Consider the following 26550-nt stretch of genomic DNA (forward strand, 5'->3'; position numbering starts at 1 on the left):
ACAGTGGCTGGCAACGTTATATTTATTTATCCAGTCCTCGGCTGACAGGTAAAGATGCCATCAGATATTTCCAAGATGAAGAAAATTTTGGCTTGGGCGAAATTAACGATCCCGGTACAGTTCCCGATTTTAATACATGGTATAGTGTGATAAGACAACGAGCCATTTTCGCATACTTTTATTTAGATGGTGTTGAAATGACTCTTTCATTTGACTCAACCGTCAAAGACCAAGAAGATTTAGATGACATCAATAAAACATTAAGTTTTAAAGAATGGGGGCAGTATATGATGCGGATTTCATTTACGACCGCACGCCACAGCACCCGAAATGACATATATCACACGTTTATCCCTGACGGTTATGATATCGATAAACTTCAAGAAGAAATAGATAAAATCAACTCCAGCCTGCCGGAATACTGGCAACGCTACCGAAACATAGAATTGGCAAAACGTAAAAAAGAGGAGGCCATGCTGGTCAGCAAGGGTTATAAAATCGATGAGGGCTATCAGGATCCCGATTTACTGCCTTATTTACAGAAAGAACCCAAGTTTTAAAGGGTGAACGTTGATGTAGTGTAGAACAAAAGGTCGTCTAAGATTTCAGACGACCTTTGTTTTTGAATACTGTAAGTGGTTGTAGAATTAAGAGAAACTGTAATTAATAGACTACAATACTAGGTATATGAATTTAACATAATATAAATTATGCGAACTTAGACTAGTATGATGCAATAGTTTTTTCTACAAATTATGGCCACAACCAAGCCCATGTGCTTCGTTCTTCTCCTTGCAGTAAAACTAAAGTTCGGCAAGCTGAGGCTGTGTTCATGCATTCGAAGCCGATTCCGTAGGCTGATAAGGCTGCAGCAATTTTGGGATGCAGAAATTTTTGTTTTGCTCCTGTACCTATGATAATGACTTCTGGACGGTTTTCTACTGTTTCAATTGTTGATATAAAAATTTGTTCGTTTAATTCTTCGATGGTTGTTTGAGGAATAATGCTCACTTTACCATCTTGCCAGAAAATGGGTTCTGAGTATGTTTGTTCCCCGATTTGCAATATGCCTTGTGAGGATGAAAAAAATGATGCGGCTTCATCGATATGGTTTTCTGTGATTTTCATTGGCAATTCCTGTTTTTATGGTAGAACGATTTTTCAGACGGACTTGGGAAACTTGCAAAAAAAGGTGCAAAATCAAGCAATATCAGGTAGGATTCAACGTTTGACCTTGTGCATTGATGCTTTGCTCAGAATTTACGATTGCGAGCGATTATAACAAGCCTTGGTTTTTCGTGATTATTTTAAAGTATCGGCTCAAAAGGAGACACAATGAAGCCAGTAAATATCGGTCTTTTAGGTTTGGGTACAGTCGGTGGCGGTACGGCTACTGTATTGCAGGACAACGCTGCGGAAATCAGCCGCCGTTTGGGACGTGAAGTCCGTATTTCTGCTGTTTGTGATTTGAGCGAAGAAAAAGCCAAACAAATTTGCCCGAATGCTGCTTTTATCAAAGATCCGTTTGAGCTGGTTCAACATCAAGATGTTGATGTTGTTGTGGAATTGTTTGGTGGTACCGGTATTGCCAAAGATGCGGTTTTGAAAGCAATTGAAAACGGCAAACACATTGTTACTGCCAATAAAAAACTGCTGGCTGAATACGGCAATGAAATTTTCCCTTTGGCGGAAGAAAAAAATGTCATGGTGCAGTTTGAAGCTGCTGTTGCCGGCGGTATCCCTATTATCAAGGCTTTGCGTGAAGGCTTGGCTGCAAACCAAATCCGCAGTATTGCCGGTATTATTAATGGTACCAGCAACTTTATTCTTACTGAAATGCGTGAAAAAGGCAGCGCGTTTGCAGACGTATTGAAAGAGGCTCAGGCTTTGGGCTATGCAGAAGCTGACCCTACTTTTGATATCGAAGGTCATGATGCCGGCCATAAAATTACGATTATGAGTGCATTGGCATTTGGTACGCCAATGAACTTTTCTGCCTGCTATTTGGAAGGTATCAGCAAACTCGACAGCCGCGATATCAAATATGCTGAAGAACTTGGCTACCGTATCAAATTGTTGGGTATTACCCGTAAAACCGACAAAGGCATCGAGTTGCGTGTACACCCTACTCTGATTCCTGAAAGCCGTCTGCTGGCTAACGTTAACGGCGTGATGAATGCTGTCCGCGTCAATGCCGATATGGTTGGTGAAACCTTGTATTACGGTGCAGGTGCCGGTGCATTGCCAACTGCCTCTGCCGTAGTTGCCGATATCATTGATATCGCCCGCCTGATTGAAGCAGAAACTGACCATCGTGTTCCTCACTTGGCATTCCAACCTTCACAAGTTCAAGCGCAAAATATTTTGCCTATGGATGAAATTACCAGCAGCTACTATCTGCGCGTTCAAGCAACTGACGAACCGGGCACTTTAGGTCAAATTGCTGCACTCTTGGCCAAAGAAAATGTTTCTATCGAGGCTCTGATTCAAAAAGGCGTGATTAATCAAAGTACTGCTGAAATCGTGATTCTGACCCACACAACAGTGGAACACAATGTTAAACGCGCTATCGCAGCGATTGAAGCACTGAGCTGCGTGGATGCTCCGATCACCATGATCCGCATGGAAAGCCTGCATGACTGAGCAACAAACGGAAAGGCCGTCTGAAGAGCAACTGACAGCCAGAAAAAAAGCCAAGGCAAAAATCCGCACCATCCGCATTTGGGCATGGATTATTTTGTCTTTGCTGGCTCTGACCGCCCTGCTCTCACAATGCGCCATGAACAAGCCTCAGATGAAACAAAATGTGGTGGAATCTTGCGTGAAAAACATTCCTTTTGCTGAAAAATGGCAAGCTGATTTGAAGGCAAAAGGTTTGGATCCGCAAAACGAGAAATTGGCTCAAGACTATTGTGTCTGCATGTGGGATCAGCCTTTGAGCAAACTCTCTGACGAGCAAATCCGAAACTTCGGCAAAATTAGCCCTGAGGAGCAACTCAAGCTCTTGGGTGGAGCGGAAGCTTTTGAGGCACGCGATAAGCAATGCGTGGCTGATTTAAAGGCTGAGTAAACCAATATCGGTTTAAACCAAAGCTACAAGGCCGTCTGAAATTCCAGGCGGCCTTTCTTATATTGAATAAATAGTAATAAGAATTGATTTCATTATATTTTAAGTTTAAGATAGCTTGGTTAATTGCTTTTCTATGGTTGTTGCCATGCACTACCACTTTCCTATTGCCGTTGATATTTATGATTTTTTGTATACCGGCCGATTTGACTATCTGGAAATCGGACAATCGGCAGAGTCTATTTTGCAGATGTTTCCTGCGCCTGATTGCGTCCCTAAAGGCTTGTTGGTGCAAAATGGCTGGAATATTTGGCTTTATGGCGATATCGAACTGCATTTCTCCGACAATCGGCTGACACAGATTCGTGCTGATTTTCAGCCTGATGCTGCATTAAGCGGCGGCCGTTGGGTAAAGTTGAATCCGTGGTTTTTTGCAAATGACTGCCTTGATGTTTATGCCGTCATTCAGCGCTTGGTGCAACGCAATATTGACTTTATTAAAACGGAAACGCATACCAATTTGATTTTACAGCTACAAAGTGGGGTCGAATTGATTTTTGAAAAATGTCGGGGCATGAAACTTGCCTCGTTCCGCAAACAAAAAGCCTCCCTGCCCCATTGGGCGCGTGAAACGGCTTCTTAAATAAAACAATGCCGTCTGAAAACATCATTTCAGACGGCATTATCAGTTACAAACCATTCAATAATTGTCGGATTTTCGTCATCGCCATAAAAGTCTGTTCATTACAGCCCTCAGTCCCTACTCCGCTATCAAAGCAATCAATGCTGCTGACGCTGCAAAAGTGGGCATAGGCCATTTTTAACTCTCTGGCCAAAACGGCTTCGGGCATGCCGGTCATACCGAGTACATCTACGCCGTCACGTCGATAACGGGCGATTTCTGCGCGAGTTGGACGGCGCGGGCCTTGCAGGCAGCCATAAACGGCAGAGTCGTAAATCGGCACATTGTGCGCTTTCGTGATATTCAACAATTCTTGTCGCAATTCATCGCAATAAGGGTTGAAAAAATCGGTATGGATGACAGGGCATTCTTGGCCTTCAAAAAAAGTATCTTTACGGCCATAGGTATAGTCGATCAAATCGTCCGGCAACACCAGACTGCCGTTTTCAAAATCGGGATTGATACCGACGACTGAAGAAATGGCAATGATGTTTTCAACGCCTAAAGAGTGTAACGCCCAGATATTGGCGCGGTAGTTGATTTCATGCGGCGCGATGGTATGGCTGAAGCCATGTCGAGCAAGGAAAACAATATCCAAGCGCCCCAACCTGCCGAACAAAATAGGGCTGCTGGTTAAGCCGTATGGAGTGCGTACGATTTTTCGTTCTGTAATTTCGAGTTCCGGCAGTTTGGTCAAACCGCTGCCGCCGATAATGGCTAACATATAGACTTCCTTTGTTATCAATGGCCGTCTGAAACTTGTATTTCAGACGGCCTTAATATTATTGATTTATTTATGTTTGTAGAAATGGCTGCCGAAATAGGCAGATGCGCCTTCACGCAATAAAACCAACGTGACGGCTGCAAGCGGCAGGCCTGCAAGCATACCGACAAAACCCATCAGCTGTCCGAAAGCCATCAACGAGAAAATCACCCAGAACGGAGACAAACCGATGCGGTCGCCGACGATTTTTGGCGTAATGAAAAAGCTTTCCAAGAATTGGCCGACACCGAATACAGCCCAGACCATCAACAACCCCTGCCATGAGCCATATTGCAAAAGCGCGGCAACTGTTGCCAGCAAAAGGCCGGTAAATGCACCCAAATACGGAATAAATACCAAAATACCGGCAATCATACCGATGGCAAAGCCAGAATCCAAACCGACCAGCATCAAGCCCAAGCCATAAACCAAGCCCATAATCATCATAACCATCAGCTGGCCGCGCAGAAACTCGCCTAAAACTTCATCCATATTGCCGCTGATACGCGTGTAGGTCTCGATAAAACGGCGTGGAACCAATTTGCTGATTCCGGAAGACCAGCGTTTCCAATCCAATAAGAAGTAATACAGCAGCAAAGGCAACAACACCAAATTGCTGACGCCGCTGATGACGTTGCCACTTTGACGCATCAAGGTAGGAATCCATGCTTTGAGCGTATTGCTCAACTCACCCGTGTGAGACTGCAACCATGCGATGATTGATTCTTGATCGATTTGAATATAATCCCCGCTGACGCTGTTGAGCCACGGCATCAGTTTGTTTTGAACAAAGCCCACGATTTGCGGCAGGCGTTCGGCCAGATTGTTAAACTGGTTCAACAACATAGGCACGATAATCAGTACCAACGACAGCAATATCAGCAAAGCCAGTGCCATAATAATCATAGAGGCCAGCGCGCGACGGATACGCTTCAATTGCAGCCACTCGACCAAGGGATTCAAAACATAGGCCAAAACGGCGGCCACGATAAACGGCGTCAAAACATCGCCCAAGGCATATAAAAGCCAAATAAAGGCTGCGACAACGCAAGCCATAATAATCCACGGTTTTACACTGCGCGCTTTCTTTTGATACATAAAAAGGTGTTCCCCAGTTGATGCTTAAGGTTTTCAAAATAAATAAGCAGTATAACAGATTCACAAAGGCCGTCTGAAAGCGAGGCGGCTATTAAGATAAAATAAAATTGTTAACAATAATGCCAAAAAATTCAGCCTGAATCCTCCAATTTAAGATAAAATACGCTCCGACAATCTACCCATACCCGAATAAGGAAATCCAATGAGCACTTCTTTGAGTTATCGTGACGCAGGCGTGGATATCGACGCAGGCGATCAACTGGTCGAAAACATCAAACCTTTTGCCAAGCGTACTATGCGCCCTGAAGTGTTAGGTGATTTGGGCGGTTTCGGCGCTTTGGTCGAAATCGGCAAAAAATACAAAAATCCGGTATTGGTTTCCGGTACGGACGGCGTCGGCACCAAGCTGAAACTGGCATTCGACTGGGACAAACACGATACTGTCGGCATCGATTTGGTTGCCATGAGCGTCAACGATATTTTGGTTCAAGGTGCAGAACCTTTGTTCTTCTTGGACTATTTCGCTTGCGGCAAGCTGAACGTTGCCCGCGCGACTGATGTGATTAAAGGCATTGCCCAAGGCTGCGAAGAATCAGGTTGCGCTTTGATTGGCGGTGAAACTGCCGAAATGCCGGGCATGTATCCCGAAGGCGAATACGACTTGGCCGGTTTTGCCGTCGGTGTAGTTGAAAAAGAACGCGTCATCAACGGCCGCAGCATTCAGGCCGGAGACGTTGTTTTGGGCTTGGCTTCCAACGGCGCACACTCCAACGGCTACTCTTTGGTACGCAAAATCATCGAGCGTGACAATCCAGATTTGGACGCGGAATTCGACAACGGCAAAACCTTGCGCGAAGCCATCATCGCCCCTACCCGCCTGTATGTGAAACCTATCCTTGCCGCTTTGGAAAAATTCACCATTAAAGGCATGGCCCATATTACCGGCGGCGGCATTACCGAAAACGTACCTCGCGTTTTGCCTGAAAATACCGTTGCACAAATCGATGCCAAAGCGTGGGAATTGCCTAAACTGTTCCAATGGCTGCAAAAAGCAGGCAATGTGGAAACCCAAGAAATGTACCGTACATTCAACTGCGGTATCGGCATGGTCGTTATCATTGCCAAAGAAGATGCCGATGCGGTACAAGCATTCTTAAGCGAACAAGGCGAAACCGTTTACCGTTTGGGCGTAGTTCGTGAGCGCAACGGTGACGAGCATCAAACCCAAGTAGCTTGATTGAGATGTAATTAAAAAAGTGCGGATGATGAATCCGCACTTTTTATTGTTTATGGTCTAAGAAAATCTCCACCCTAGCCTACTTCTTCCATAAAGCCGGCCAACTGAGCAGTATCGTGGGCAATCATCAGCTCTTCATTGGTTGGAACGACCAAAACAGCAGGCATAGAACCTGTCGGACTGATGATACCGGAGTTGCCGTAGCGTTTGTCCATATTGGCTTTGGTGTCGATGTGCAGACCCAAGAAATCAAGATATGAAACGGTTTTAGCGCGGATATTACGCGAGTTTTCACCGATACCGCCGGTAAACACGAGCGCGTCAACGCCGCCACAAGCCACAGCCATCGAAGCAATATATTTGGCAAGGCGGTAAGTCATGACTTCCAGAGCCAAGCGTGCGCCTTCATGGCCTTCGTCCGCGGCGATTTCCAAAGAACGACAGTCGTTGGAGAGTTCGGAAATACCGAGCAAGCCTGATTTTTTGTTCAGCATTTCATCAACTTGTGCAACATCCAAACCGGCGTGTGAAGTCAGATAGCTGTATACGCCCGGGTCGATGTCTCCGCAGCGCGTACCCATTACCAAGCCTTCGATCGGCGTGAAGCCCATACTGGTGTCAACGGATTTGCCGTTTCTAATGGCGGTAATGGATGCGCCGTTGCCTAAGTGGGCAATAATCATGCGGATATCTTCCAACGGTTTGCCCAAGATGCGTGCAGCTTCAGGGGCGACGTAACGCATACTGGTACCGTGGAAACCGTAGCGGCGGAAAGCGTATTTTTTACGCAATTCGCGCGGAACGGCATAAGTGTAGGCACGCTCGGGCATGGTTTGGTGGAATGAAGTATCCATCACGCCGACATTGGGCAGGCCTGGGAAATGCTCTTGTGCAGCCAAAATGCCGTTGATATTGGCAGGGTTGTGTAGCGGAGCGAGCGGAATGCAGGCATTGAGCTCGTCCATTACCGCTTGGTCGATCAAAACAGACTCGCTGTATTTTTCGCCGCCGTGGGCAATACGGTGACCAATGGCTTTAATACGGTCGTGCAGGCCGTGTTTTTCAAGCTCTTTCAACAGCATACCTACGGCACCGGCATGATCGTTACGGCTGGTCAAAGCTGTTTGGCATTTTTTGCCGTCTTTGCTGAACGTAATGACTGCTTCGGGCGTACCCAAACGTTCGCCGAGACAGCTTAAGAGAACTTTACCGTTTTTACGGTCGATAACGGCACCTTTAAGTGAAGAGCTGCCGCAGTTCAGAACAAGAATGAGTTGGTTGGACATGGTGTTTCTCCTTTGAATTTTTGATTGTTTTTTGGTTTCAGGCCGTCTGAAAAGAGCAAAAACATTTGAGAGCTTTCCAGATTGCCTTTGGTTTGGTGTTTAGTCAGGCTTCATGCCCAATCCTAATCTCCATTGCAGGTATCGCTACCTGACTAAAATCTGCTTATTTGGTTTTCAGACGGCCTTGTTTAATGGCTTGGCCGTCTGAAAACTTAAAAGCAATCTTCCGGCACTCGGACTTGTCCTTCCATAATCACGCGTGCGCTACGGCTCATGACCGCTTTGGTGGCTGTCCATTGTCCGTCCTGACATTCGGCGGCGGCACCGACACGCAGTGTGCCTGACGGATGACCGAAACGGACTTCTTTACGCGCTCCGCCTCCAGCTGCAAGGTTAACCAGCGTTCCGGGCACGGCGGCGGCGGTAGCGATGGCAACTGAAGCGGTGCCCATCATGGCGTGGTGCAATTTGCCCATGCTCAGCGCGCGTACCAATAAGTCAATGTCGGCAGCTTTGACGGTTTTGCCGCTTGAAGCGGTGTAATCGGCCGCCGGAGCGACAAAAGCGACTTTCGGAGTATGGGCTCGGGTGGCGGCTTCGGATACGTCGCTGATCAAACCCATTTTCAGCGCACCATACGCGCGGATGGTTTCAAATTTTTCCAGAGCCGCGGCATCGTTGTTGATGTCGTCTTGCAACTCTTTGCCTGTGTAGCCCAAATCTGCGGCATTCAGGAAAATGGTTGGAATGCCGGCATTAATAAGCGTAGCTTTCAGACGGCCTATATTCGGCACATCAATTTCATCGACCAAATTGCCGGTTGGGAACATACTGCCTTCGCCGTCGGCTGGATCAAGAAATTCGATTTGTACTTCGGCTGCCGGAAACGTTACGCCGTCAAGCTCAAAATCGCCTGTTTCCAAAACTGCGCCGTTTTGCATCGGTACATGGGCAATAATGGTTTTGCCGATGTTTTTCTGCCAGATTTTGACGGTACACAGGCCGTCTGAAGGAATTTTGGATTTATCGACCAAGCCTTGTTCGATGGCAAATGCGCCCACGGCGGCGGTCAGATTGCCGCAGTTGCCGCTCCAATCGACAAAAGGTTTGTCGATGGAAACTTGTCCGAACAAATAATCGACATCGTGATCGTCGCGTTCGGATTTATCCAAAATCACGGCTTTGCTGGTGGACGAACTGGCGTTACCCAAACCGTCAATCTGTTTGCCGTAAGGGTCGGGGCTGCCGAGTACGCGCAAGAGGATTTTGTCGCGTGCCTCGCCTGCTTCCTGCGCAGCGGCCGGCAGATCGGTACGTTTGAAGAAAATGCCTTTAGATGTACCGCCGCGGTAGTAAACGGCTGGAATTTTAATTTGCGGCATTTTGAGTTCTCCTTTGTATTTCTAGTATGGTTTTTTCAGACGGCCTCTCAAACATTCGAGGCCGTCTGAAAACCTTTTTGAGCGTAGCCCGGGCATTTTGACTATGCCCAATTTACCTTACGCTGCATTTCCTTCTAAAAAGTCTTGTGCAAACCGTTGCAATACGCCACCGGCTTCATATACCAACACTTCTTCTGCGGTATCGAGGCGGCAAGTAACCGGAACTTCGACGGTTTCGCCATTTTTACGGTGAATCACGAGGGTCAGGTCGCAGCGCGGTTTGCGTTCGCCGACAACGTCGTAGGTTTCCGTACCGTCCAGTTGCAGGGTGTGGCGGTTGGTACCCGGTTTGAATTGCAGCGGCAATACGCCCATACCGATCAAGTTGGTGCGGTGGATACGCTCGAAGCCTTCGGCAACAATCGCTTCCACACCGGCAAGGCGTACGCCTTTTGCAGCCCAGTCGCGGCTTGAGCCTTGACCGTAGTCCGCACCGGCAATGATGATGAGCGGCTGTTTACGGTTCATATAGGTTTCGATGGCTTCCCACATACGCATCACTTGACCTTCAGGTTCAACGCGTGCCAGCGAACCTTGGCGTACGCTGCCGTCTTCGTTTCTCACCATTTCGTTAAACAGTTTCGGATTGGCGAAGGTTGCGCGTTGGGCGGTAAGGTGGTCGCCGCGGTGGGTTGCGTAAGAGTTGAAGTCTTCTTCAGGCAAACCCATTTTTGCCAAATATTCGCCTGCGGCACTGCTGGCCAAAATCGCATTGGATGGCGAGAGATGGTCGGTGGTGATGTTGTCGGGCAAAATCGCCAGCGGACGCATACCTCTTAATGTGCGTTCCCCTGCCAGTGCGCCTTCCCAGTAAGGTGGGCGGCGGATATAGGTGGACATTGGACGCCAGTCGTACAGCGGGCTTGGTGCTTTTTGCGCTGTGCCGGTGTCGAACATCGGGATATAAACGTCGCGGAATTGTTGCGGTTTCACATATTCGGCAACGATGGCATCGATTTCTTCATCGGTAGGCCAAATATCTTTAAGGCGGATTTCTTTGCCGTCTGCAACGCCGAGTACGTCGTTTTCAATATCGAAACGGATGCTGCCTGCCAGCGCGTAGGCAACGACCAACGGAGGCGAAGCGAGGAAAGCCTGTTTCGCATACGGATGGATACGGCCGTCGAAGTTGCGGTTGCCGGACAATACGGCGGTAGCGTACAAATCGCGGTCGATGATTTCCTGCTGGATTTTCGGATCCAGCGCGCCGCTCATGCCGTTACAGGTGGTACATGCAAAGGCAACGATACCGAAGCCGAGTTTTTCCATTTCAGGCAGCAGGCCTGCTTCTTTCAAATAGATTTCGGCTACTTTTGAACCCGGGGCAAACGAAGATTTCACCCAAGGTTTGCGTTGCAAGCCGAGGCGGTTGGCATTGCGTGCCAACAGCGCGGCGGCGACAACGTTGCGCGGATTGGAAGTATTGGTACATGAAGTAATTGCGGCAATAACCACTGCACCGTCAGGCATTTGGCCGTCTGAAGGCTCTTCATAAGGTTTTGCCAAGCCTTTGCTGGCCAAATCGGCAGTTGCAAAACGGGCATGCGGGTTACTTGGGCCTGCCATATTGCGTGTTACGCTGCTTAAATCAAATTTCAATACGCGCGGATAAACGGCGGTTTTCAAGGCATCTGCCCACAAGCCTGCGGTTTTGGCGTAGATTTCTACCAATTTCACTTGCGCGTCGTCGCGACCAGTCAGTTTCAAATAATCAATGGTTTGCTCATCAATAGCGAACATCGCGGCAGTCGCGCCGAACTCAGGGGTCATGTTGGAAATAGTGGCACGGTCGCCGATAGACAGGCTTCTTGCGCCCTCACCGAAGAATTCGACAAATGCGCCAACCACGCGCTCTTTACGCAAGAATTCGGTCAGTGCCAACACGATGTCGGTGGCAGTAATGCCCGGCTGGCGTTTGCCGGTCAGCTCAACGCCGACAATATCAGGCAGACGCATCATGGATGCACGGCCCAACATCACGGTTTCGGCTTCCAAACCGCCCACGCCTACGGAAATCACGCCCAATGAATCGACGTGCGGCGTATGTGAGTCAGTACCGACACAGGTATCAGGGAATGCCACACCGTTTTTGACTTGGACAACCGGCGACATTTTTTCCAAGTTGATTTGGTGCATAATGCCGTTGCCCGCCGGAATCACGTCCACATTTTCAAACGCGGTTTTTGTCCAGTTGATGAAGTGGAAACGGTCTTCGTTACGTCTGTCTTCAATTTCGCGGTTTTTGCGGAAGGCATCAGGATCGTAACCGCCGCATTCAACGGCCAGAGAGTGGTCGACGATGAGCTGGGTTTGCACGACCGGATTCACTTTGGAAGGATCGCCGCCTTTTTCGGCAATCGCATCGCGCAGGCCTGCCAAATCCACCAACGCTGTCTGACCCAGAATATCGTGACACACCACGCGCGCCGGATACCAAGGGAAGTCGATTTCCTGTTTTCCCTCAATCAGCTGACCCAGCCAGCTTTGTAGTGTAGGCAGGTCGACTTTGTCTGCGTGGTTGACCAAGTTCTCAGCCAAGATACGGCTCGTATAAGGCAGCTTGTCGTAAGAGCCTGGTTTGATGTCTTCACACGCCTGACGCGCGTCGTAATATTCCAAATCCGTACCGGGCAAAGCTTTGCGGTAGCGTTGGTTGGCAGTCATGTCGGTTCTCCTAAATCTATTCTTTTTTTTGGTTTTGGGGTTTCAGACGGCCTATTGATTCGGACCTTCAGGCCGTCTGAAACCATAAATTCTGTTTTATTGCTTGTTGTCTGAAATCTATTCGCGGTATGAAAAAAAATTGCTGCTCCGCTACCATCATTCCCGTATAGACGGAAATCCAAACTTAAATCTTTCAGCACTCTTTACAGCAGAACATTTCAACTTTTGAATTTCTGCCTGTATGGGAATGACGACAGCAGAGCAGCATGTTTTCCAAACGGCCGGCTCTCTCTCTCGCATACTGCACTAGGCCGTCGAAAAACGAAAACATCATTTATTCATTGTTTTCAAACGGCATTTCGAGATAGGGCGGGCAGGCGACCCACCCTGCTGTTACGCGTATTAGCGGTTTTCAATCTCCACGAATGCCAAATCTTCAGGGCCTGTGTAGTTTGCGCTCGGACGGATGATTTTGCCGTCTTTGCGCTGCTCGAGAACGTGTGCCGCCCAGCCGGTTGTACGGGAAATTACGAACAGCGGTGTGAACATAGCAGTCGGTACGCCCAATTTTTGGTAGGAAACGGCAGAGAACCAGTCCAGATTCGGGAACATTTTTTTCTCTTCCCACATCACGCTCTCCAAGCGTTCGGCAATGTCAAAGAGGCGCATATCGCCGGTTTCGTTACTCAAACCGCGTGCCACTTCTTTAATGACCACGTTGCGAGGGTCGGAAATGGTGTACACCGGATGACCGAAACCGATCACGATTTCTTTGCGGCCGATGCGTTCGCGGATGTCGGCTTCGGCTTCGTCGGCATTGCGGTAGCGTTTTTGAATATCGTAAGCCACTTCGTTCGCACCGCCGTGTTTCGGACCTTTCAACGCACCGATTGCACCGGTAATGCAGGAGTACATATCAGAGCCTGTACCGGCAATCACGCGGGCGGTAAAGGTAGAAGCGTTGAACTCGTGTTCTGCATACAGAATCAGTGAAACGTGCATGGCTTTGATGTGTGATTCGCTTGGGCGTTTGCCGTGCAACAGGTGCAAGAAATGACCGCCGATGGTCTCTTCGTCGCTTTCAACTTCAATGCGTTTGCCGTTGTGCGAATATTGATACCAGTACAGCAAGATGCTGCCGAGGCTGGCGATCAGTTTGTCGGCGATGTCGCGCGCTTCGCTTTCCGGATGGCTTTCACGTTCAGGATGAACGCAGCCCAGCATGGATACGCCGGTACGCATCACGTCCATCGGATGGGTATGTGCAGGCAGACTTTCCAAAACTTTGATCACACGGATAGGCAGGCCGCGCATGGATTTGAGCTTGGTTTTATAAGCGGCCAGCTCAAATTTGTTGGGCAGATGGCCGTGAATCAGCAGGTAGGCGACTTCTTCAAACTCGCATTTTTGTGCCAAGTCCAGAATGTCGTAACCGCGATAGCTCAAATCGTTGCCGGTACGGCCAACGGTACACAATTCGGTATTGCCGGCCGCAACACCAGAAAGCGCAACGGATTTTTTAGGTTTGAAAGTCGGGGTTTGAGTAGTTTCAGTCATGGTATTTCTCCTTTGTATTTTATGGGTTTTATTTTTTCAGACGACCGATGCGGATTTGTTGAAAGGCCGTCTGAAAGCGGTTACTTATTTTTGAAACAATTTATCCAGTTTTTGCTCGAAGGCATGATAGTTCAGATGCTCGTACAGCTCGGCACGGGTTTGCATAGTGTCAACCACTGCGGCCTGAGTGCCATCGCGCATAATCGCTTCATAAACATTCAGAGCGGCTTTGCTTGCTGCACGGAACGATGACAGTGGATACAGAACCAGCGACACGCCGTTTTCAGCCAGCTCGCTTTGGGTATAAAGCGGAGTGGAGCCAAACTCGGTAATGTTGGCCAATACAGGTACTTTCACTGCATCTGCAAATTGGCGGTACATTTTCAAATCGGTCATGGCTTCAGGGAAAATCATGTCTGCACCGGCTTCGACACAAGCCTGGGCGCGTTCGATAGCGGCATCCAAACCTTCTACCGCCAGCGCATCGGTACGGGCCATAATCACAAAGTTCTCATCAACTCGGGCATCTACGGCAGCTTTGATACGGTCAACCATTTCATCTTTAGAAACGATGGCTTTGTTCGGACGGTGGCCGCAGCGTTTTTGCGCTACCTGATCTTCGATGTGAACCGCTGCAACACCAGCGCGTTCAAAGTTACGAATGGTACGGGCAATATTGAATGCACCGCCCCAACCCACATCGATGTCCACCAGCAAAGGCGTGTCTACGTTGTCCGTAATGCGTCGCGCGTCAATCAGCACGTCTTCCATTGTGGTAATACCCAAATCAGGGATACCGCAAGAGCAGGCTGCCACGCCGCCGCCAGACAGATAGATTGCTTTGAAACCGCTTTGGGTGGCCAATCGTGCAAAGTAAGCATTGACGCAACCGACGACGGCAAGAGGATTCGATTCTTTCACTGCTTGGCGGAAACGTGCTCCGGCAGAGTGTTGACTCATCATATTTCTCCTTTATAGACTTTTTATCAGTATGAATCGGACGGCTCGTTTTTTTCACAACTTAAAACGAACCGTTTAAAAAGAAACAATCGTTCTAAAAAACTGTTTTCAGACGGCATGTAAATTTTCAGTTATCAACCATCTAAAAATTTAAAATCAATAAATACAAATAGTTATCAAAAGCAATAAATACAATAAGGCTGAAGCGGAGGTATACGTTTTTTAATTTTTATTAATCAATATATGAATGGCTGCTGGGGATACAGATATATTAAAACCCGAAAAGTTTGTAGGAATGCGGAAACTGGATTCGGGTTGAGAGCCTTCAGACCGTCGGGACTGCCAATAAGCTGGCGGCGACGGGAGCGGCAGAGATGGGAGAAAATCTATAACAAGAGAGAGTGATTTGATACAGATTCATGATGATGTTCCTTTGTAGTGCGATGTAGTTTTTATTTATGGAAACAAATTTAAAAAATAAAACCGGTCTTGTCAAACACTTTTTTCAAAAAAATTATAAAAAATTCAGTTATTAATAAACGATTTTTTTGCAACAAATGTAAAAAACGGACAGGTTGTACCACATCAAATCCTTATGTGGCCTAGCTTCTGTCCGTTTTTGTACTTTTGGCTGATAGTCAGAATAATTGTAAACAATCTATCTAAAAATAATTTATAATTGATTCATTTATAAAGAACTTTTAAATATACCGTCTGAAAAAATTAAAATTTTTGCCTTTAAATTTTCAGACGACCTTTGCATGATGACTACTCTGCACTAAATTCCGTCTGAAAAGTCTGTTTGCCAATGGTAATGTCGGCAGTGTAATCATGGCGGCCTTCGACGCAAAACGGCAAGCGGACTTGCGCAGCCTGCCAACTTTGCGGCGATTGTTGCGTCAGATTGTAGCGGTTGAAGCCCATGTCCATGTTTTTCATACTGAAACTGATACTGACCGCGCCCGTATTCTTCGGCACATTCTCCACCACAATATCGAAAGGCTCGTGTGTATTGATGGAGGTCGCTCGCACTTTTGAACCGTCAGGCAGGACGCAGCCTTGTGTCAGATTACATTCGACTACATTCGCTTTTGACTGTTGCCGCTGCCACCAATCCAAAAGCAGCAGTTTGGCCGTCGCAAACACAATCAGTAAAACAGCGGCAATCAGTAGTTTTTGATTTTTACTCATTTCAGACGGCCTCAATGTCATTATCGGTCAAAACAGCATGCACACCCATGCTCTGCCACTGTTCGCGATAAATGGAAACCATGCTTTCCGGAGCAGCTACAATCAGCGGCATAGCCACGCCTTGCGCCAAAATATCGACAACTTGCTTGGCTGCCGCTTCATTTGCTACTTTCCATACGACAGCATCGGCATTTTGCACCTGCTGCCATTGTTCGGCGTTTTCAATGACTGGCCACATACTGGACGCTTCTATCGGCTTGCCTTGTTGCCAATCGGCAAAATCCAGCAATACGGCAGAGGCGGTTTGATGCTGAGCCGACAGATACGGCGCAACATGATATTCGCCCATGCTGTTTTGACCGCTCAAGCCGCTTTTCAGACGGCCTTGAAGCTGGCGCGGAATGGAGAGGGAACGTAACAATGCGCTATTGGCAGGCAACATCGGCGCAACGGTAAAATCCCCTGCCTTTTGCCATGCCCATTTCTGCCCTTCCCTTGATTGGATTTCGCCCGTCCATTGGTCGGTTTCCACCCATAAAAAATGCAGGCGTACATGTGCGTGTTCGTAGGAATGGACTTTGGTCAGCCACGGCGTAGCGGCAAGGATACGGATGCCGAGCTCTTCTTCAAACTCGCGCTGCAAGGCTTGAAAATCGCTTTCGCCTGCCTCAACCTTGCCGCCGGCAAATTCCCAATAGCCGGCATACGGCTTGCCCTCTGGGCGGGAACTGAGCAGGTAGCGGCCGTTTTGGTCGAGCAAAATTCCGGCAACCACTTGCACCAATGGACGTGTGTCTTCAGTCATCATGAGATTATTCTTATATGCGGCAGGCAGTGACACCTACCGATTTATGCGTAAAAAAACGATGTCGGGCCTATACGCCCGACCTTCAACAAATACCTAACCCTTCAGGCCGTCTGAAAAGGATTTTCTATTTCAGACTACTTAAATCCGGCCTTATTTTTCCGCAATGACAAAAGCCATAACGGTATCCTCTTCATCGCTCATACTAAGATGACAGCTTCGGATACCCTGTTCTTCCAGCCATTTGGTCAAAGCCGGTGCAAAAAACAATTCAGGTTTGCCCAATGCGTCATGTCCGACACCGATATTGCGGAAAGACACCACGCCGCGTATGCCCGTACCGACGGCTTTGGCAAAAGCCTCTTTGGCAGCAAAGCGTTTGGCAAGATAGTTGACCGGTTTGCCTGCCTGTGGAAACTCCAACAGCTCTTCCGGGCTGAGAATGCGTTGCGCAAATGCCAGTCCGAATTTTTTGTTCAGGCGGATAATGCGTTTGAGGGAAACAATGTCTGTACCGATTCCGTAAATCATGGGTCTGCTCCTTGTTTAAATAGTCAGGCCGTCTGAAAGTGTGGATACCAGCCAAAGCCAATTGCCTTAGCCGGTATGGCTGATGCCGTTAAGGCAGCATTCTGGCTCTGAACATGACTTCCTTCATCTGGCGGACAGCTTCTGGCAGGCCGAGGAAGAGTGCTTGGGAAATCAGCGAATGGCCGATGTTCAGCTCGCGGATGGCGAGAATTTGAGCGATCGGCGTAACGTTGTGAATGGTCAGGCCGTGTCCGGCGTTGACGACCAAACCCAAATCGCTGGCGTAATGCGCGCCGTTTTGAATCCGCTCGAATTGTTTCATTTGCTCGGCGTGGCTGTGCGCATCGGCATACGCACCGGTGTGCAACTCGATAACGGGCGCACCGACATCATAAGCGGCTTGGATTTGCGCGTTGTCGGCATCGATAAACAAGGACACGCGGATGCCTGCGTCGGTCAGGATTTTGGTGAATTCGGCCACTTTATCTTGTTGCGCCAATACGTCCAAACCGCCTTCGGTGGTCACTTCTTGACGTTTTTCAGGCACAAGGCACACATCTTCCGGCATGACGTTGAGCGCGTTTTCCAGCATTTCTTCCGTCAGCGCCATTTCCAAATTCAGGCGCGTGCGGATAGCGTTTTTAACGGCGAACACGTCCGCATCTTTAATATGGCGGCGGTCTTCACGCAAGTGCATGGTAATCAAATCTGCACCGTGGGTTTCCGCAATCAGCGCCGCTTCGACAGGGCTGGGATAAATCGTACCGCGCGCATTGCGGACGGTGGCAATATGGTCGATGTTTACGCCTAACAACATAATAATGTCCTTTCTTTAAGGTTTCAGACGGCCTGAGTCATTACCTATCAAAGGCCGTCTGAAAAAATTCAACTGCCCAAACCAAACTGCTGCAACTGCTGCAAAACCTGCCGAGACTTGATGCCCTCGGGCAGAAGGTTGTCAATCAAAAGCCGCGTTACTTTCAAAGCCTGACCCAGACTTTCCTGATGAACGAAACTGCCTTCCCTAAAATCGATTAACGTCGCACCCAATACGGCAACACCCTTATTGAGCGCATGGAAACGGTCGGCCTCGGCCAAGGGCACCACAGCCTCTTCCGGTGTGAGCCAATAAGTTTCTTCGCCGTTGATTTCATTGCCGTTACCGTCATGGAACAAATCGGGGGCAAAGCCCAAGCGTGTCAACAGCGACCATTCAAAACGGCGCAAAGCGGCAATGTGGTTGGCCTCGCAACAAATGGTTTTCATGGTTTCCGCCAAAACATCGTAAAGCTCGGGCAACGGGTCTTCGCGGACGGTCAACTTCAGCATCAACTCGTTCACATACAATCCGCTGAACAAAGCCCTGCCCTGCGGCTGCGGCCACCCGCCTATCCATTCGGCGCGATGCAGAGTCTTCAACTCTTGCGAACCATACCAAGACGCACTCACCGGTACAAACGGCACCAACACGCCCCTCAATTCACTCTGCCGTTTACGCGCGCTTCTGGCCAACAAAGCCACCCGCCCATAACGGCGGCTGAAAGCCTCCACCCACAAGCTGCTCTCGCGCCACGGGGCGGAAGCAAGCAGAAAGATAGGTTCGTGGTTGATGCGGTTTGGTTGCGCCATAAGGGTTTGGAAAGATAAAGATTGTGTCGATTATAACGGAAAATCGACGCAAAAAGGCCGTCTGAAAATCCGCCTTCTATAAAGGCCGTCTGAAAACCTTTATAATCCGTTTTGAATGAACAACCGACTTTCCTGTGTTTATGCCGAAATTTCCTTTTAAATCCGCCCTTTCCCTGCTCTCCGCAACCCTATTATCCGCCTGCTCGCTGGTGAAATATCAGCCTATCGCCAGTATTGATACGGTCGACCTGCAACGTGGCTACCGCTTTGAAACCAGCCGGCTTCAGCGCAACGACGAAGACGATACGCTTATTGTGTTGATGTTCTCCGGCGGTGGCACGCGCGCGGCGGCCTTGGGTTATGGCGTGTTGGAGCAGCTTCATAAGCAACAGATTACCATCGGCGGCAAAAAACAATCTTTGATGTCGCATGTCGATGTGGTGGTCGGCGTATCCGGCGGCTCGGTTTTGGCGGCGTACTTTGCACTCAAGGGCGAAGAAACCATTCCGCTGTTTTATAAACATTTCCTACACCAAAACTTCCAACGCCAAGTTGTCAAACAAGCCTTTTCCATGTCCAATCTGCCCCGACTGGCCTCGCCTGAATACGGCCGCGGCGATCTATTACAGGAGCAGTTTGAAAACTACCTTTTCGGCAAAACCACTTTCCGCGATTTGGAAAAAAATGCCAAAGGCCCGTTTGCCATCATTTCCGCCACCGATATGGGCATAGGTGAGCGTTTTAATTTTACGCAAGAATATTTCGACCCGATGTGTATCGACTTGGGCGACTTGCGACTTGCCCGTGCCGTCGCCGCGTCAAGCTCCGTTCCTATGGTGTTTGCACCGATTACGCTTAATAACAACGGCGGCCATTGCCAATACACGCCGCCGCTGCAACTTGTCTCCGACAGCGAAGCCGGTAAAAAACAACTGCAAACCCGAAAAGAATTTCTCGAGCGTTTCCAAAAATACAGCGACAGCAAAAACCGTCCCTACATCCACCTTATCGACGGCGGCTTGACCGACAATCTGGGCATGCGCAACCTTTTGGACATGACGGAGATGTATCCTGAAAAAATTCTGACGCACAAAATCAAACAAAACAAAATCCGCCATATTGTCGTCATCAACGTCAATGCCCAAAACGAAGTCAGCAGCGATTTGGATAAAAGCGCAGCCGTACCAGGCCTCCGCGATGTCATTTCCGCCATCGTGAATATCCCGATCGACCAACATTCGCAAGAGTCTTTGCGCCGCTTCAGGGCTTTTGTCGACCAATGGAACAAAGACAAGCAGAACGAAGACATCTATTTCTCTTTCGTCAGCCTGAATCTCAGAGACCTTCCGCCGTCCCAGCTGAGGGACAAGGTATTGAATATTCCGACCAGTTTCTATCTGCCGCCGGAAGACGTGGACAATCTGCGTACCGCCGCTGCCGAACTGATGAAGCAGTCGCTGGACTATCGCAACCTGCTGGCAGAATTTGCGGCACACCCCAATCCAGACACCATCTTCGCAGCCCCGCCTCCGGATGCGCAAGAGTTCAAGCCCTTGAACGAAAAGAAAAAGCAGTAGCAAACTGTTCCATTAAGTGTAGCTCTGTTAAAATATCTGCTTCATCTTATATTTCAGACGGCCTCGATATCCAAGGCCGTCTGAAACACTTAACAATAAATAGAATCCAACCATGACCGAATTAAACACTCCCATCGTTACCGATATTGACCGCCCTATTCTCGTTCCGCCGGGCGGCCATAAAAAAGTTCTGCTGCATTCCTGCTGCGCCCCATGTTCCGGCGAAGTGATGGAAGCCATGCTTGCCAGCGGCATCGACTACACCATTTATTTTTACAACCCAAATATCCATCCGCACAAAGAATATATGTTGCGCAAAGAAGAAAACATGCGCTTTGCGGACAAATTCGGCATCCCTTTTGTCGATAAAGACGACGACTACGAAAACGACCGCAAAGAATGGTTCGCCAAAGCCAAAGGCATGGAATTCGAACCCGAACGCGGTATCCGCTGTACCATGTGTTTCGACATGCGTTTTGAAAAAGCGGCACAATACGCCCATGAAAACGGCTTTCATGTTTTCACCAGCTCACTGGGCATTTCACGCTGGAAAGACATGAAACAGATCAACGGCTGCGGCCATCGCGCTGCCAAGCCCTACGATGACCTGGTTTATTGGGATTTCAACTGGCGCAAAGGCGGCGGTAGTGCACGCATGATTGAAATCAGCAAACGCGAACATTTCTACCAACAAGAATACTGCGGATGCGCCTATTCCCTGCGCGACTCCAATGCCCACCGCAAATCACAAGGCCGCATCCCCATCAAGCTGGGCGTGTTGTATTACGGTGATGAATCTACCCAATACGAGCCTCAAGCTGAAAACAAAATCATTGTTGAGAAATAAAAATCAAAGGCCGTCTGAAACATTCAGACGGCCTTTGATTAAATCAGACGATTAACGGCGGCGGAATTTGCCGTGATCAAAATCATCAAATGCTTGATAAGCAGCTTGGCATTGAATTTTTTGCTCGGCATAAGGCAAACCGCGGAACGCTTTTGCCGCTTTACGGTTTTCTCTCAACTCAGCCTTGTTGCCTTTATAGCGATACCAAGCGGCACGGCGCTCAAGGTATCTCTTACAAGCAGGATGCAATTTGTTTTTCTTCGCCTGCTGGTGTTTGCTCACATGATGGCCATGCGGTTTGGCCGCCACTTCGGCAGAATAAGTACCCAAGCTCAATACGGCAACCACTGTCAGTGCAGAACCTAAAGTTTTCAGTGTCAACATGATTCGCTCCCAGTTTAGGTCGGATAGTTCTTCCATTATATGCCTCGTCTGATACATCAACAAACCGCCTAATGTGTTGCATGACAGGCGATTGTCATCAATTACGACATTATCCTTCTTGCTTTGCAAAATTTAACACACCTTCTATTTAGACAGACGCCGAATATAAATTTCTTTATTTCATAAGCCTCTAGCCAATGTCTGACCAAATGTGATGCAAATACAAAATAATGCCAAATCGCCACAAAGCCACATGAAACCTAGTCTGAGCCTTCCCCCTCCTTAATCAGCCCCTGAAAAAAGCGCATTGTCAAGTCTAGTTAAACAAAGAAAAATACATTATATTGTGCCATTCAAAGCAATCACATACCGTATCTTGTGTTTTTTTAATGGGAAGACTGAATAATGAATGCAGCAACGAATATTAAAGTAACCAAACGCGACGGACGCTTGGAAGATATCAATTTAGACAAAATCCACCGCGTTGTTACTTGGGCGGCGGAAGGCTTACAAAACGTCTCCGTATCGCAAGTCGAGCTCAAATCACATATTCAGTTTTACAACGGTATCCGTACCGACGACATCCATGAGACCATCATCAAGGCCGCGGCCGACCTGATCTCACAAGATACGCCCGATTATCAATATCTGGCCGCCCGCCTCGCCATTTTCCATCTGCGTAAAATTGCTTATGGCGAATTTGAACCGCCTCACCTCTACGATCACGTTAAAAAACTGACCGAAGCAGGCAAATACGACCGCCACATCATCGCAGATTACAGCCGTGAAGAATTCGATGAGCTGAATGCCTATATCGACCACAGCCGCGATATGACCTTCTCTTATGCTGCCGTAAAACAGCTGGAAGGCAAATATCTGGTTCAAAACCGCGTTACCCGCCAAATTTATGAAACACCGCAGTTTTTATACATTTTGGTGGCCATGTGTCTCTTCAGCAAATATCCGAAAGAGACCCGTTTGGATTACGTTAAACGCTTTTACGACGCGGTTTCCACATTCAAAGTATCGCTGCCTACACCCATCATGAGCGGCGTGCGTACGCCTACCCGTCAATTCTCAAGCTGCGTATTGATTGAATGCGACGACAGCCTCGACTCCATCAACGCTACCACGAGCGCGATTGTGAAATACGTTTCCCAACGCGCGGGCATCGGCATCAACGCCGGACGTATCCGCGGTTTGGGCAGCGAAATTCGTGGCGGCGAAGCGCAACATACCGGCTGCATTCCGTTTTTCAAAATGTTCCAAGCGGCGGTCAAATCCTGCTCACAAGGCGGCGTACGCGGTGGCGCGGCAACTTTGTTCTACCCCTTGTGGCACATCGAAGCCGAAAGCCTGTTGGTATTGAAAAACAACCGCGGCGTAGAAGACAACCGCATCCGCCAACTGGACTACGGCGTACAAATCAACCGCCTGCTGTACACCCGCTTGATTAAAGGCGGCAACATTACCCTGTTCTCGCCGAATGAAGTTCCGGGTTTGTATGATGCCTTCTTCGCCGACCAAGACGAATTCGAGCGCCTCTACACTCAATACGAGCAAGACCCAAACATCCGCAAACGTACTTTGCCGGCAACAGAATTGTTCTCCACCCTGATGCAGGAACGCGCCGGTACCGGTCGTATCTACATCCAAAACGTTGACCACTGCAACACGCACAGCCCGTTTGATCCGCGCGTTGCGCCTGTTCATCAGTCCAACTTGTGCATGGAAATCGCCCTGCCGACCAAACCGCTGGACAACATCAACGATCCGAACGGCGAAATTGCCTTGTGTACCCTGTCCGCCTTCAACTTGGGCGCATTGAACAACTTGGACGAACTGGAAGAGCTTGCCGATTTGACCGTACGCGCACTTGATGCCCTGTTGGATTATCAAGACTATCCGGTCGCAGCAGCACGCACCGCGACCATGAACCGCCGCACGCTCGGCATCGGCGTTATCAACTACGCCTACTATCTGGCGAAAAACGGTGTACGTTACAGCGACGACTCCGCGCTTGGCCTGACCCACCGCACCTTTGAAGCCATGCAGTATTACCTGCTCAAAGCATCGGTAAACCTTGCCAAAGAATACGGCGCATGTCCGCTCTTCAACCAAACCGTTTATTCGCAAGGCAAACTGCCTATCGACACCTACAAAAAAGACTTGGACGCCGTGTGCAACGAGCCTTTGCACTACGACTGGGAAAGCCTGCGCGCCGACATCGTCAAATACGGCCTGCGCAACTCAACTCTGACCGCACTCATGCCGTCTGAAACCAGCTCGCAAATTGCCAATGCCACCAACGGCATCGAGCCCCCACGCGGCCTGGTCAGTGTTAAAGCATCAAAAGACGGTATTTTGAAACAAGTCGTACCGGAATTTGAAACCCTGAAAGATGCCTACGAAACCCTGTGGCAGCTTCCCGGCAACGAAGGCTACCTGAAACTTGTCGGCGTAATGCAAAAATTCGTCGATCAATCGATTTCTGCCAATACCGCCTACGACCCAAACAAATTTGAAGGCAGCAAAGTTTCCATGAAACAAATGCTCAAAGACCTGCTGACCGCCTATAAATACGGCGTCAAAACCCTGTACTACCACAACACCCGCGATGGCGCAGACGATACGCAGACCGATATTCAAGATGACGGCTGCGCTGGAGGGGCTTGTAAGATTTGAGCATATTGAAGATTGTTGAAGATTTCTAAGAAAATTGGATATGAGTATTATGGATACAACAGCTATAACTATTTTAACTGCAGGTGCTACAACGTTATTGACAAAGGGAGCTGAAGCACCGGCTCATACATTAAATCTAGTATGGAAGCAAGTATTTGGTTCTTTTGATTTATGGTTAGAAAAACAGCAACTGAAAAGGAAAAAAGAGTTAGATGATTTCAGTAATAGACTTAATGAAAATTTAGAAAAAATTCCCCAAGAAGAAATTCAAGAACCGAAATATAGTATTTTAGGGCCTGCTATCGAAGCATCTCAATATTATCTTGAAGAAGAGGAGCTTAGAGAAATATTTGCGAAGTTAGTATCAGCTTCTTTCGATGCTAGAAATAATGGAAAGATCCACAATAGCTTTGTTGAAAAAGTTAAGTCTTTATCCTCCCATGATGCTAGACTACTTCAATTAATGAAAGAGTTAAAAAGTATAGCTATTGGAGTATATTATATTGAAGATAATAATACAGATGGAAGCTATATTCTAAGTGAAATTGTCTGTCTTGTATTTGGAGAGCAGAACATAGAGAAAATAGCTGTGTCTATAGATAGCTTAGTTCAATTAGGTTTGGTAAAAATTGATCTGGATAATTATTTTACAGATGAAAAAGTATATGCAGATTTTTACACTACTAACTTGTTTATGGATTTAAGTAGAAATAATCTAGTTACGAATAGACGATTGCAAGTTCAAAAATTATTAGAAAAATATCCTAAAGATAAAATTGCTTTGGATAATAATATTTCTACTTCAGATATCGAAAATTACTTAATAGAAAAGAAGTTAAAGTTAAAAAAAGGTATATGTGAATTAACGTCATTAGGAAAAATATTTGTGGATATATGCTGTTAATTTATGTAATAAAATTCTTTTTTGAAATGTAAATTCTTTTCCTAGTAAAGAGAAAACCGCTATGTCCTGCGAACACCTGACCATGTCCTACAGCACCTTTTCCAAAACCAAAAACGATGCGCTGAAAGAGCCAATGTTTTTTGGTCAGCCGGTAAATGTTGCCCGTTATGACCAGCAGAAATACGAAGTATTTGAAAAACTGATCGAAAAACAATTGTCTTTCTTCTGGCGTCCGGAAGAAATCGACGTATCGCGCGACCGTATCGACTACGCCAATCTGCCCGAACACGAAAAACATATTTTCATCAGCAATCTGAAATACCAAACCCTGCTTGATTCGATTCAAGGACGCAGCCCGAATGTTGCGTTCTTGCCTTTGGTATCGATTCCCGAGCTGGAAACTTGGATTGAAACGTGGAGCTTCAGCGAAACCATCCACTCGCGCAGCTACACTCATATCATCCGCAATATCGTGAATGATCCGTCAGTCGTGTTCGATGATATTGTGCAAAACAAATACATCATCGCCCGTGCTGAAGACATTGCCTGCTATTACGATGATTTGATTGAATACACTCAGTATTACAATCTGTTGGGTGAAGGCACGCACAATGTCGGCGGCAAGCTCATTACCGTATCTTTGCGCGAGTTGAAGAAAAAGCTCTATCTCTGCCTGATGTGCGTCAATGTATTGGAAGCCATCCGCTTCTACGTTTCATTCGCCTGCTCGTTCGCCTTTGCCGAGCGAGAATTGATGGAAGGCAACGCTAAAATCATCAAGCTGATTGCCCGTGACGAAGCCCTGCACCTGACCAGCACCCAGCATATGCTCAACCTGATGCGCGCCGGTGCCGATGACCCTGAAATGGCTGAAATTGCGAATGAATTGCAGGACGAGTGTTTCAACCTCTTCAAAAAAGCAGCCGAGCAGGAAAAAGAATGGGCGGCCTATCTGTTTAAAGACGGCTCAATGATTGGCCTGAACAAGGAAATTCTGGCTCAATACGTTGAATACATTACCAATCTGCGTATGCAGGCGGTTGGCCTTCCTGCCGGATTTGAAGGTGCGACCCAAAATCCGATTCCTTGGATCAACGCATGGCTGTCTTCTGACAATGTACAGGTTGCGCCGCAGGAAGTGGAAATTTCTTCTTACTTAATCGGTCAGATTGATTCGGAAGTCAGCGCGGACGATTTGGGCGATTTCGAGCTGTAAACCGCGTTTCAGACGGCCTTTGGGC

At 48.0% G+C, this 26550-nt stretch carries 23 protein-coding genes and 1 pseudogene; 10 read left to right on the forward strand and 14 right to left on the reverse strand.

All coding sequences use genetic code 11. The annotated features are described in order from the left end of the window. A pseudogene (locus tag HMPREF2700_RS00210) lies at positions 1-560 on the forward strand (hypothetical protein); the annotation flags it as partial. Between the two features lie 193 nt (positions 561-753). On the opposite strand, the gene HMPREF2700_RS00215 reads toward HMPREF2700_RS00210, so the two are convergent. Continuing rightward, a complete protein-coding gene (locus HMPREF2700_RS00215) occupies positions 754-1128 on the reverse strand; it encodes an Mth938-like domain-containing protein (RefSeq protein ID WP_070589074.1) in 375 nt (124 codons plus the stop codon). Between the two features lie 207 nt (positions 1129-1335). On the opposite strand from HMPREF2700_RS00215, the gene HMPREF2700_RS00220 reads away from it, so the two are divergent. The 3 genes from HMPREF2700_RS00220 to HMPREF2700_RS00230 all read left to right on the forward strand — a co-directional run bounded on the left by HMPREF2700_RS00220 (position 1336) and on the right by HMPREF2700_RS00230 (position 3710). After that, a complete protein-coding gene (locus HMPREF2700_RS00220) occupies positions 1336-2643 on the forward strand; it encodes a homoserine dehydrogenase (protein WP_049330891.1) in 1308 nt (435 codons plus the stop codon). Next, positions 2636-3070, forward strand: coding sequence for a hypothetical protein (locus tag HMPREF2700_RS00225; RefSeq protein ID WP_070589076.1), 435 nt, complete (start codon positions 2636-2638; stop codon positions 3068-3070). The genes HMPREF2700_RS00220 and HMPREF2700_RS00225 overlap by 8 nt, the downstream gene beginning before the upstream one ends. A gap of 145 nt (positions 3071-3215) precedes the next feature. Continuing rightward, a complete protein-coding gene (locus HMPREF2700_RS00230; RefSeq protein ID WP_070589126.1) occupies positions 3216-3710 on the forward strand; it encodes a hypothetical protein in 495 nt (164 codons plus the stop codon). Between the two features lie 46 nt (positions 3711-3756). Here HMPREF2700_RS00230 and HMPREF2700_RS00235 read toward each other — a convergent pair whose 3' ends face one another. Both HMPREF2700_RS00235 and HMPREF2700_RS00240 read right to left on the reverse strand, forming a co-directional pair. Next, the gene (locus HMPREF2700_RS00235) at positions 3757-4473 is read right to left on the reverse strand and encodes an S-methyl-5'-thioinosine phosphorylase (protein WP_070589082.1); all 717 of its coding nucleotides are present in this window, start codon (positions 4471-4473) and stop codon (positions 3757-3759) included. A 66-nt stretch (positions 4474-4539) separates the two neighbouring features. Then, positions 4540-5610: an AI-2E family transporter gene (locus HMPREF2700_RS00240; RefSeq protein WP_070589084.1), complete on the reverse strand. Its 1071-nt coding sequence runs from the start codon at positions 5608-5610 to the stop codon at positions 4540-4542. 202 nt (positions 5611-5812) lie between these two features. Between HMPREF2700_RS00240 and purM the strand changes: the two genes are divergently transcribed. After that, positions 5813-6847: a phosphoribosylformylglycinamidine cyclo-ligase gene (gene purM, locus HMPREF2700_RS00245; protein ID WP_070589086.1), complete on the forward strand. Its 1035-nt coding sequence runs from the start codon at positions 5813-5815 to the stop codon at positions 6845-6847. 74 nt (positions 6848-6921) lie between these two features. On the opposite strand, the gene HMPREF2700_RS00250 is transcribed toward purM, so the two are convergent. The 10 genes from HMPREF2700_RS00250 to recO form a co-directional block, all read right to left on the reverse strand. Then, entirely contained in the window at positions 6922-8133 is a 1212-nt protein-coding gene (locus HMPREF2700_RS00250) for an acetate kinase (RefSeq protein WP_070589088.1), read from the reverse strand. Between the two features lie 212 nt (positions 8134-8345). Then, positions 8346-9515: a 2-methylaconitate cis-trans isomerase PrpF gene (gene prpF / locus HMPREF2700_RS00255; protein ID WP_070589090.1), complete on the reverse strand. Its 1170-nt coding sequence runs from the start codon at positions 9513-9515 to the stop codon at positions 8346-8348. 117 nt (positions 9516-9632) lie between these two features. Then, a complete protein-coding gene (gene acnD / locus HMPREF2700_RS00260; RefSeq protein ID WP_070589092.1) occupies positions 9633-12239 on the reverse strand; it encodes a Fe/S-dependent 2-methylisocitrate dehydratase AcnD in 2607 nt (868 codons plus the stop codon). Positions 12240-12641: 402 nt separating this feature from the next. Then, positions 12642-13796, reverse strand: a complete 1155-nt coding sequence (gene prpC / locus HMPREF2700_RS00265) for a bifunctional 2-methylcitrate synthase/citrate synthase (protein ID WP_070589094.1) — start codon at positions 13794-13796, stop codon at positions 12642-12644. Positions 13797-13880: 84 nt separating this feature from the next. Next, complete coding sequence (gene prpB / locus HMPREF2700_RS00270) at positions 13881-14756, reverse strand: methylisocitrate lyase (protein WP_002233567.1); 876 nt, start codon at positions 14754-14756, stop codon at positions 13881-13883. A gap of 768 nt (positions 14757-15524) precedes the next feature. Continuing rightward, positions 15525-15947, reverse strand: coding sequence for a hypothetical protein (locus HMPREF2700_RS00275; RefSeq protein WP_070589096.1), 423 nt, complete (start codon positions 15945-15947; stop codon positions 15525-15527). A 1-nt stretch (position 15948) separates the two neighbouring features. Further along, positions 15949-16752 carry an NUDIX domain-containing protein gene (locus HMPREF2700_RS00280; RefSeq protein ID WP_210389833.1) on the reverse strand — a complete coding sequence of 268 codons (804 nt, stop codon included), beginning with the start codon at positions 16750-16752 and terminating at the stop codon, positions 15949-15951. Positions 16753-16905: 153 nt separating this feature from the next. Then, complete coding sequence (acpS, locus tag HMPREF2700_RS00285) at positions 16906-17283, reverse strand: holo-ACP synthase (protein WP_003686416.1); 378 nt, start codon at positions 17281-17283, stop codon at positions 16906-16908. An 88-nt stretch (positions 17284-17371) separates the two neighbouring features. Beyond that, the gene (pdxJ, locus tag HMPREF2700_RS00290) at positions 17372-18100 is read right to left on the reverse strand and encodes a pyridoxine 5'-phosphate synthase (protein WP_070589100.1); all 729 of its coding nucleotides are present in this window, start codon (positions 18098-18100) and stop codon (positions 17372-17374) included. Between the two features lie 68 nt (positions 18101-18168). Beyond that, entirely contained in the window at positions 18169-18912 is a 744-nt protein-coding gene (recO, locus tag HMPREF2700_RS00295; protein WP_070589101.1) for a DNA repair protein RecO, read from the reverse strand. 140 nt (positions 18913-19052) lie between these two features. Here recO and HMPREF2700_RS00300 point away from each other — a divergent pair, with 140 nt between their 5' ends. Continuing rightward, entirely contained in the window at positions 19053-20489 is a 1437-nt protein-coding gene (locus tag HMPREF2700_RS00300) for a patatin-like phospholipase family protein (protein ID WP_070589104.1), read from the forward strand. A 112-nt stretch (positions 20490-20601) separates the two neighbouring features. Next, positions 20602-21336, forward strand: coding sequence for an epoxyqueuosine reductase QueH (locus HMPREF2700_RS00305; RefSeq protein ID WP_070589105.1), 735 nt, complete (start codon positions 20602-20604; stop codon positions 21334-21336). 51 nt (positions 21337-21387) lie between these two features. Here HMPREF2700_RS00305 and HMPREF2700_RS00310 read toward each other — a convergent pair whose 3' ends face one another. After that, positions 21388-21720 (reverse strand): stress response protein, encoded by a 333-nt coding sequence (locus HMPREF2700_RS00310; protein ID WP_070589107.1) that lies wholly within the window; start codon positions 21718-21720, stop codon positions 21388-21390. Positions 21721-22125: 405 nt separating this feature from the next. Between HMPREF2700_RS00310 and nrdA the strand changes: the two genes are divergently transcribed. From nrdA to nrdB, 3 genes are all read left to right on the forward strand, one after another. Then, the gene (gene nrdA, locus HMPREF2700_RS00315) at positions 22126-24405 is read left to right on the forward strand and encodes a class 1a ribonucleoside-diphosphate reductase subunit alpha (RefSeq protein WP_070589109.1); all 2280 of its coding nucleotides are present in this window, start codon (positions 22126-22128) and stop codon (positions 24403-24405) included. A 40-nt stretch (positions 24406-24445) separates the two neighbouring features. After that, positions 24446-25309, forward strand: a complete 864-nt coding sequence (locus tag HMPREF2700_RS00320; protein WP_070589112.1) for a DUF4393 domain-containing protein — start codon at positions 24446-24448, stop codon at positions 25307-25309. Positions 25310-25391: 82 nt separating this feature from the next. Next, positions 25392-26525, forward strand: a complete 1134-nt coding sequence (gene nrdB / locus HMPREF2700_RS00325) for a class Ia ribonucleoside-diphosphate reductase subunit beta (RefSeq protein WP_141745805.1) — start codon at positions 25392-25394, stop codon at positions 26523-26525. Positions 26526-26550 lie beyond the last annotated feature (25 nt).

It is taken from the genome of Neisseria sp. HMSC068C04 (assembly GCF_001810105.1).
Taxonomy (GTDB): Bacteria; Pseudomonadota; Gammaproteobacteria; order Burkholderiales; family Neisseriaceae; genus Neisseria; species Neisseria flavescens_B.

Bases quoted from the DNA above. Each gene is read 5' to 3' on its own strand.
- HMPREF2700_RS00215 (WP_070589074.1), bottom strand. From the start codon at position 1,128: ATGAAAATCACAGAAAACCATATCGATGAAGCCGCATCATTTTTTTCA.
- HMPREF2700_RS00220 (WP_049330891.1), top strand. From the start codon at position 1,336: ATGAAGCCAGTAAATATCGGTCTTTTAGGTTTGGGTACAGTCGGTGGC.
- HMPREF2700_RS00225 (WP_070589076.1), top strand. From the start codon at position 2,636: ATGACTGAGCAACAAACGGAAAGGCCGTCTGAAGAGCAACTGACAGCC.
- HMPREF2700_RS00230 (WP_070589126.1), top strand. From the start codon at position 3,216: ATGCACTACCACTTTCCTATTGCCGTTGATATTTATGATTTTTTGTAT.
- HMPREF2700_RS00235 (WP_070589082.1), bottom strand. From the start codon at position 4,473: ATGTTAGCCATTATCGGCGGCAGCGGTTTGACCAAACTGCCGGAACTC.
- HMPREF2700_RS00240 (WP_070589084.1), bottom strand. From the start codon at position 5,610: ATGTATCAAAAGAAAGCGCGCAGTGTAAAACCGTGGATTATTATGGCT.
- purM (WP_070589086.1), top strand. From the start codon at position 5,813: ATGAGCACTTCTTTGAGTTATCGTGACGCAGGCGTGGATATCGACGCA.
- HMPREF2700_RS00250 (WP_070589088.1), bottom strand. From the start codon at position 8,133: ATGTCCAACCAACTCATTCTTGTTCTGAACTGCGGCAGCTCTTCACTT.
- prpF (WP_070589090.1), bottom strand. From the start codon at position 9,515: ATGCCGCAAATTAAAATTCCAGCCGTTTACTACCGCGGCGGTACATCT.
- acnD (WP_070589092.1), bottom strand. From the start codon at position 12,239: ATGACTGCCAACCAACGCTACCGCAAAGCTTTGCCCGGTACGGATTTG.
- prpC (WP_070589094.1), bottom strand. From the start codon at position 13,796: ATGACTGAAACTACTCAAACCCCGACTTTCAAACCTAAAAAATCCGTT.
- prpB (WP_002233567.1), bottom strand. From the start codon at position 14,756: ATGAGTCAACACTCTGCCGGAGCACGTTTCCGCCAAGCAGTGAAAGAA.
- HMPREF2700_RS00275 (WP_070589096.1), bottom strand. From the start codon at position 15,947: ATGAGTAAAAATCAAAAACTACTGATTGCCGCTGTTTTACTGATTGTG.
- HMPREF2700_RS00280 (WP_210389833.1), bottom strand. From the start codon at position 16,752: ATGACTGAAGACACACGTCCATTGGTGCAAGTGGTTGCCGGAATTTTG.
- acpS (WP_003686416.1), bottom strand. From the start codon at position 17,283: ATGATTTACGGAATCGGTACAGACATTGTTTCCCTCAAACGCATTATC.
- pdxJ (WP_070589100.1), bottom strand. From the start codon at position 18,100: ATGTTGTTAGGCGTAAACATCGACCATATTGCCACCGTCCGCAATGCG.
- recO (WP_070589101.1), bottom strand. From the start codon at position 18,912: ATGGCGCAACCAAACCGCATCAACCACGAACCTATCTTTCTGCTTGCT.
- HMPREF2700_RS00300 (WP_070589104.1), top strand. From the start codon at position 19,053: ATGCCGAAATTTCCTTTTAAATCCGCCCTTTCCCTGCTCTCCGCAACC.
- HMPREF2700_RS00305 (WP_070589105.1), top strand. From the start codon at position 20,602: ATGACCGAATTAAACACTCCCATCGTTACCGATATTGACCGCCCTATT.
- HMPREF2700_RS00310 (WP_070589107.1), bottom strand. From the start codon at position 21,720: ATGTTGACACTGAAAACTTTAGGTTCTGCACTGACAGTGGTTGCCGTA.
- nrdA (WP_070589109.1), top strand. From the start codon at position 22,126: ATGAATGCAGCAACGAATATTAAAGTAACCAAACGCGACGGACGCTTG.
- HMPREF2700_RS00320 (WP_070589112.1), top strand. From the start codon at position 24,446: ATGAGTATTATGGATACAACAGCTATAACTATTTTAACTGCAGGTGCT.
- nrdB (WP_141745805.1), top strand. From the start codon at position 25,392: ATGTCCTACAGCACCTTTTCCAAAACCAAAAACGATGCGCTGAAAGAG.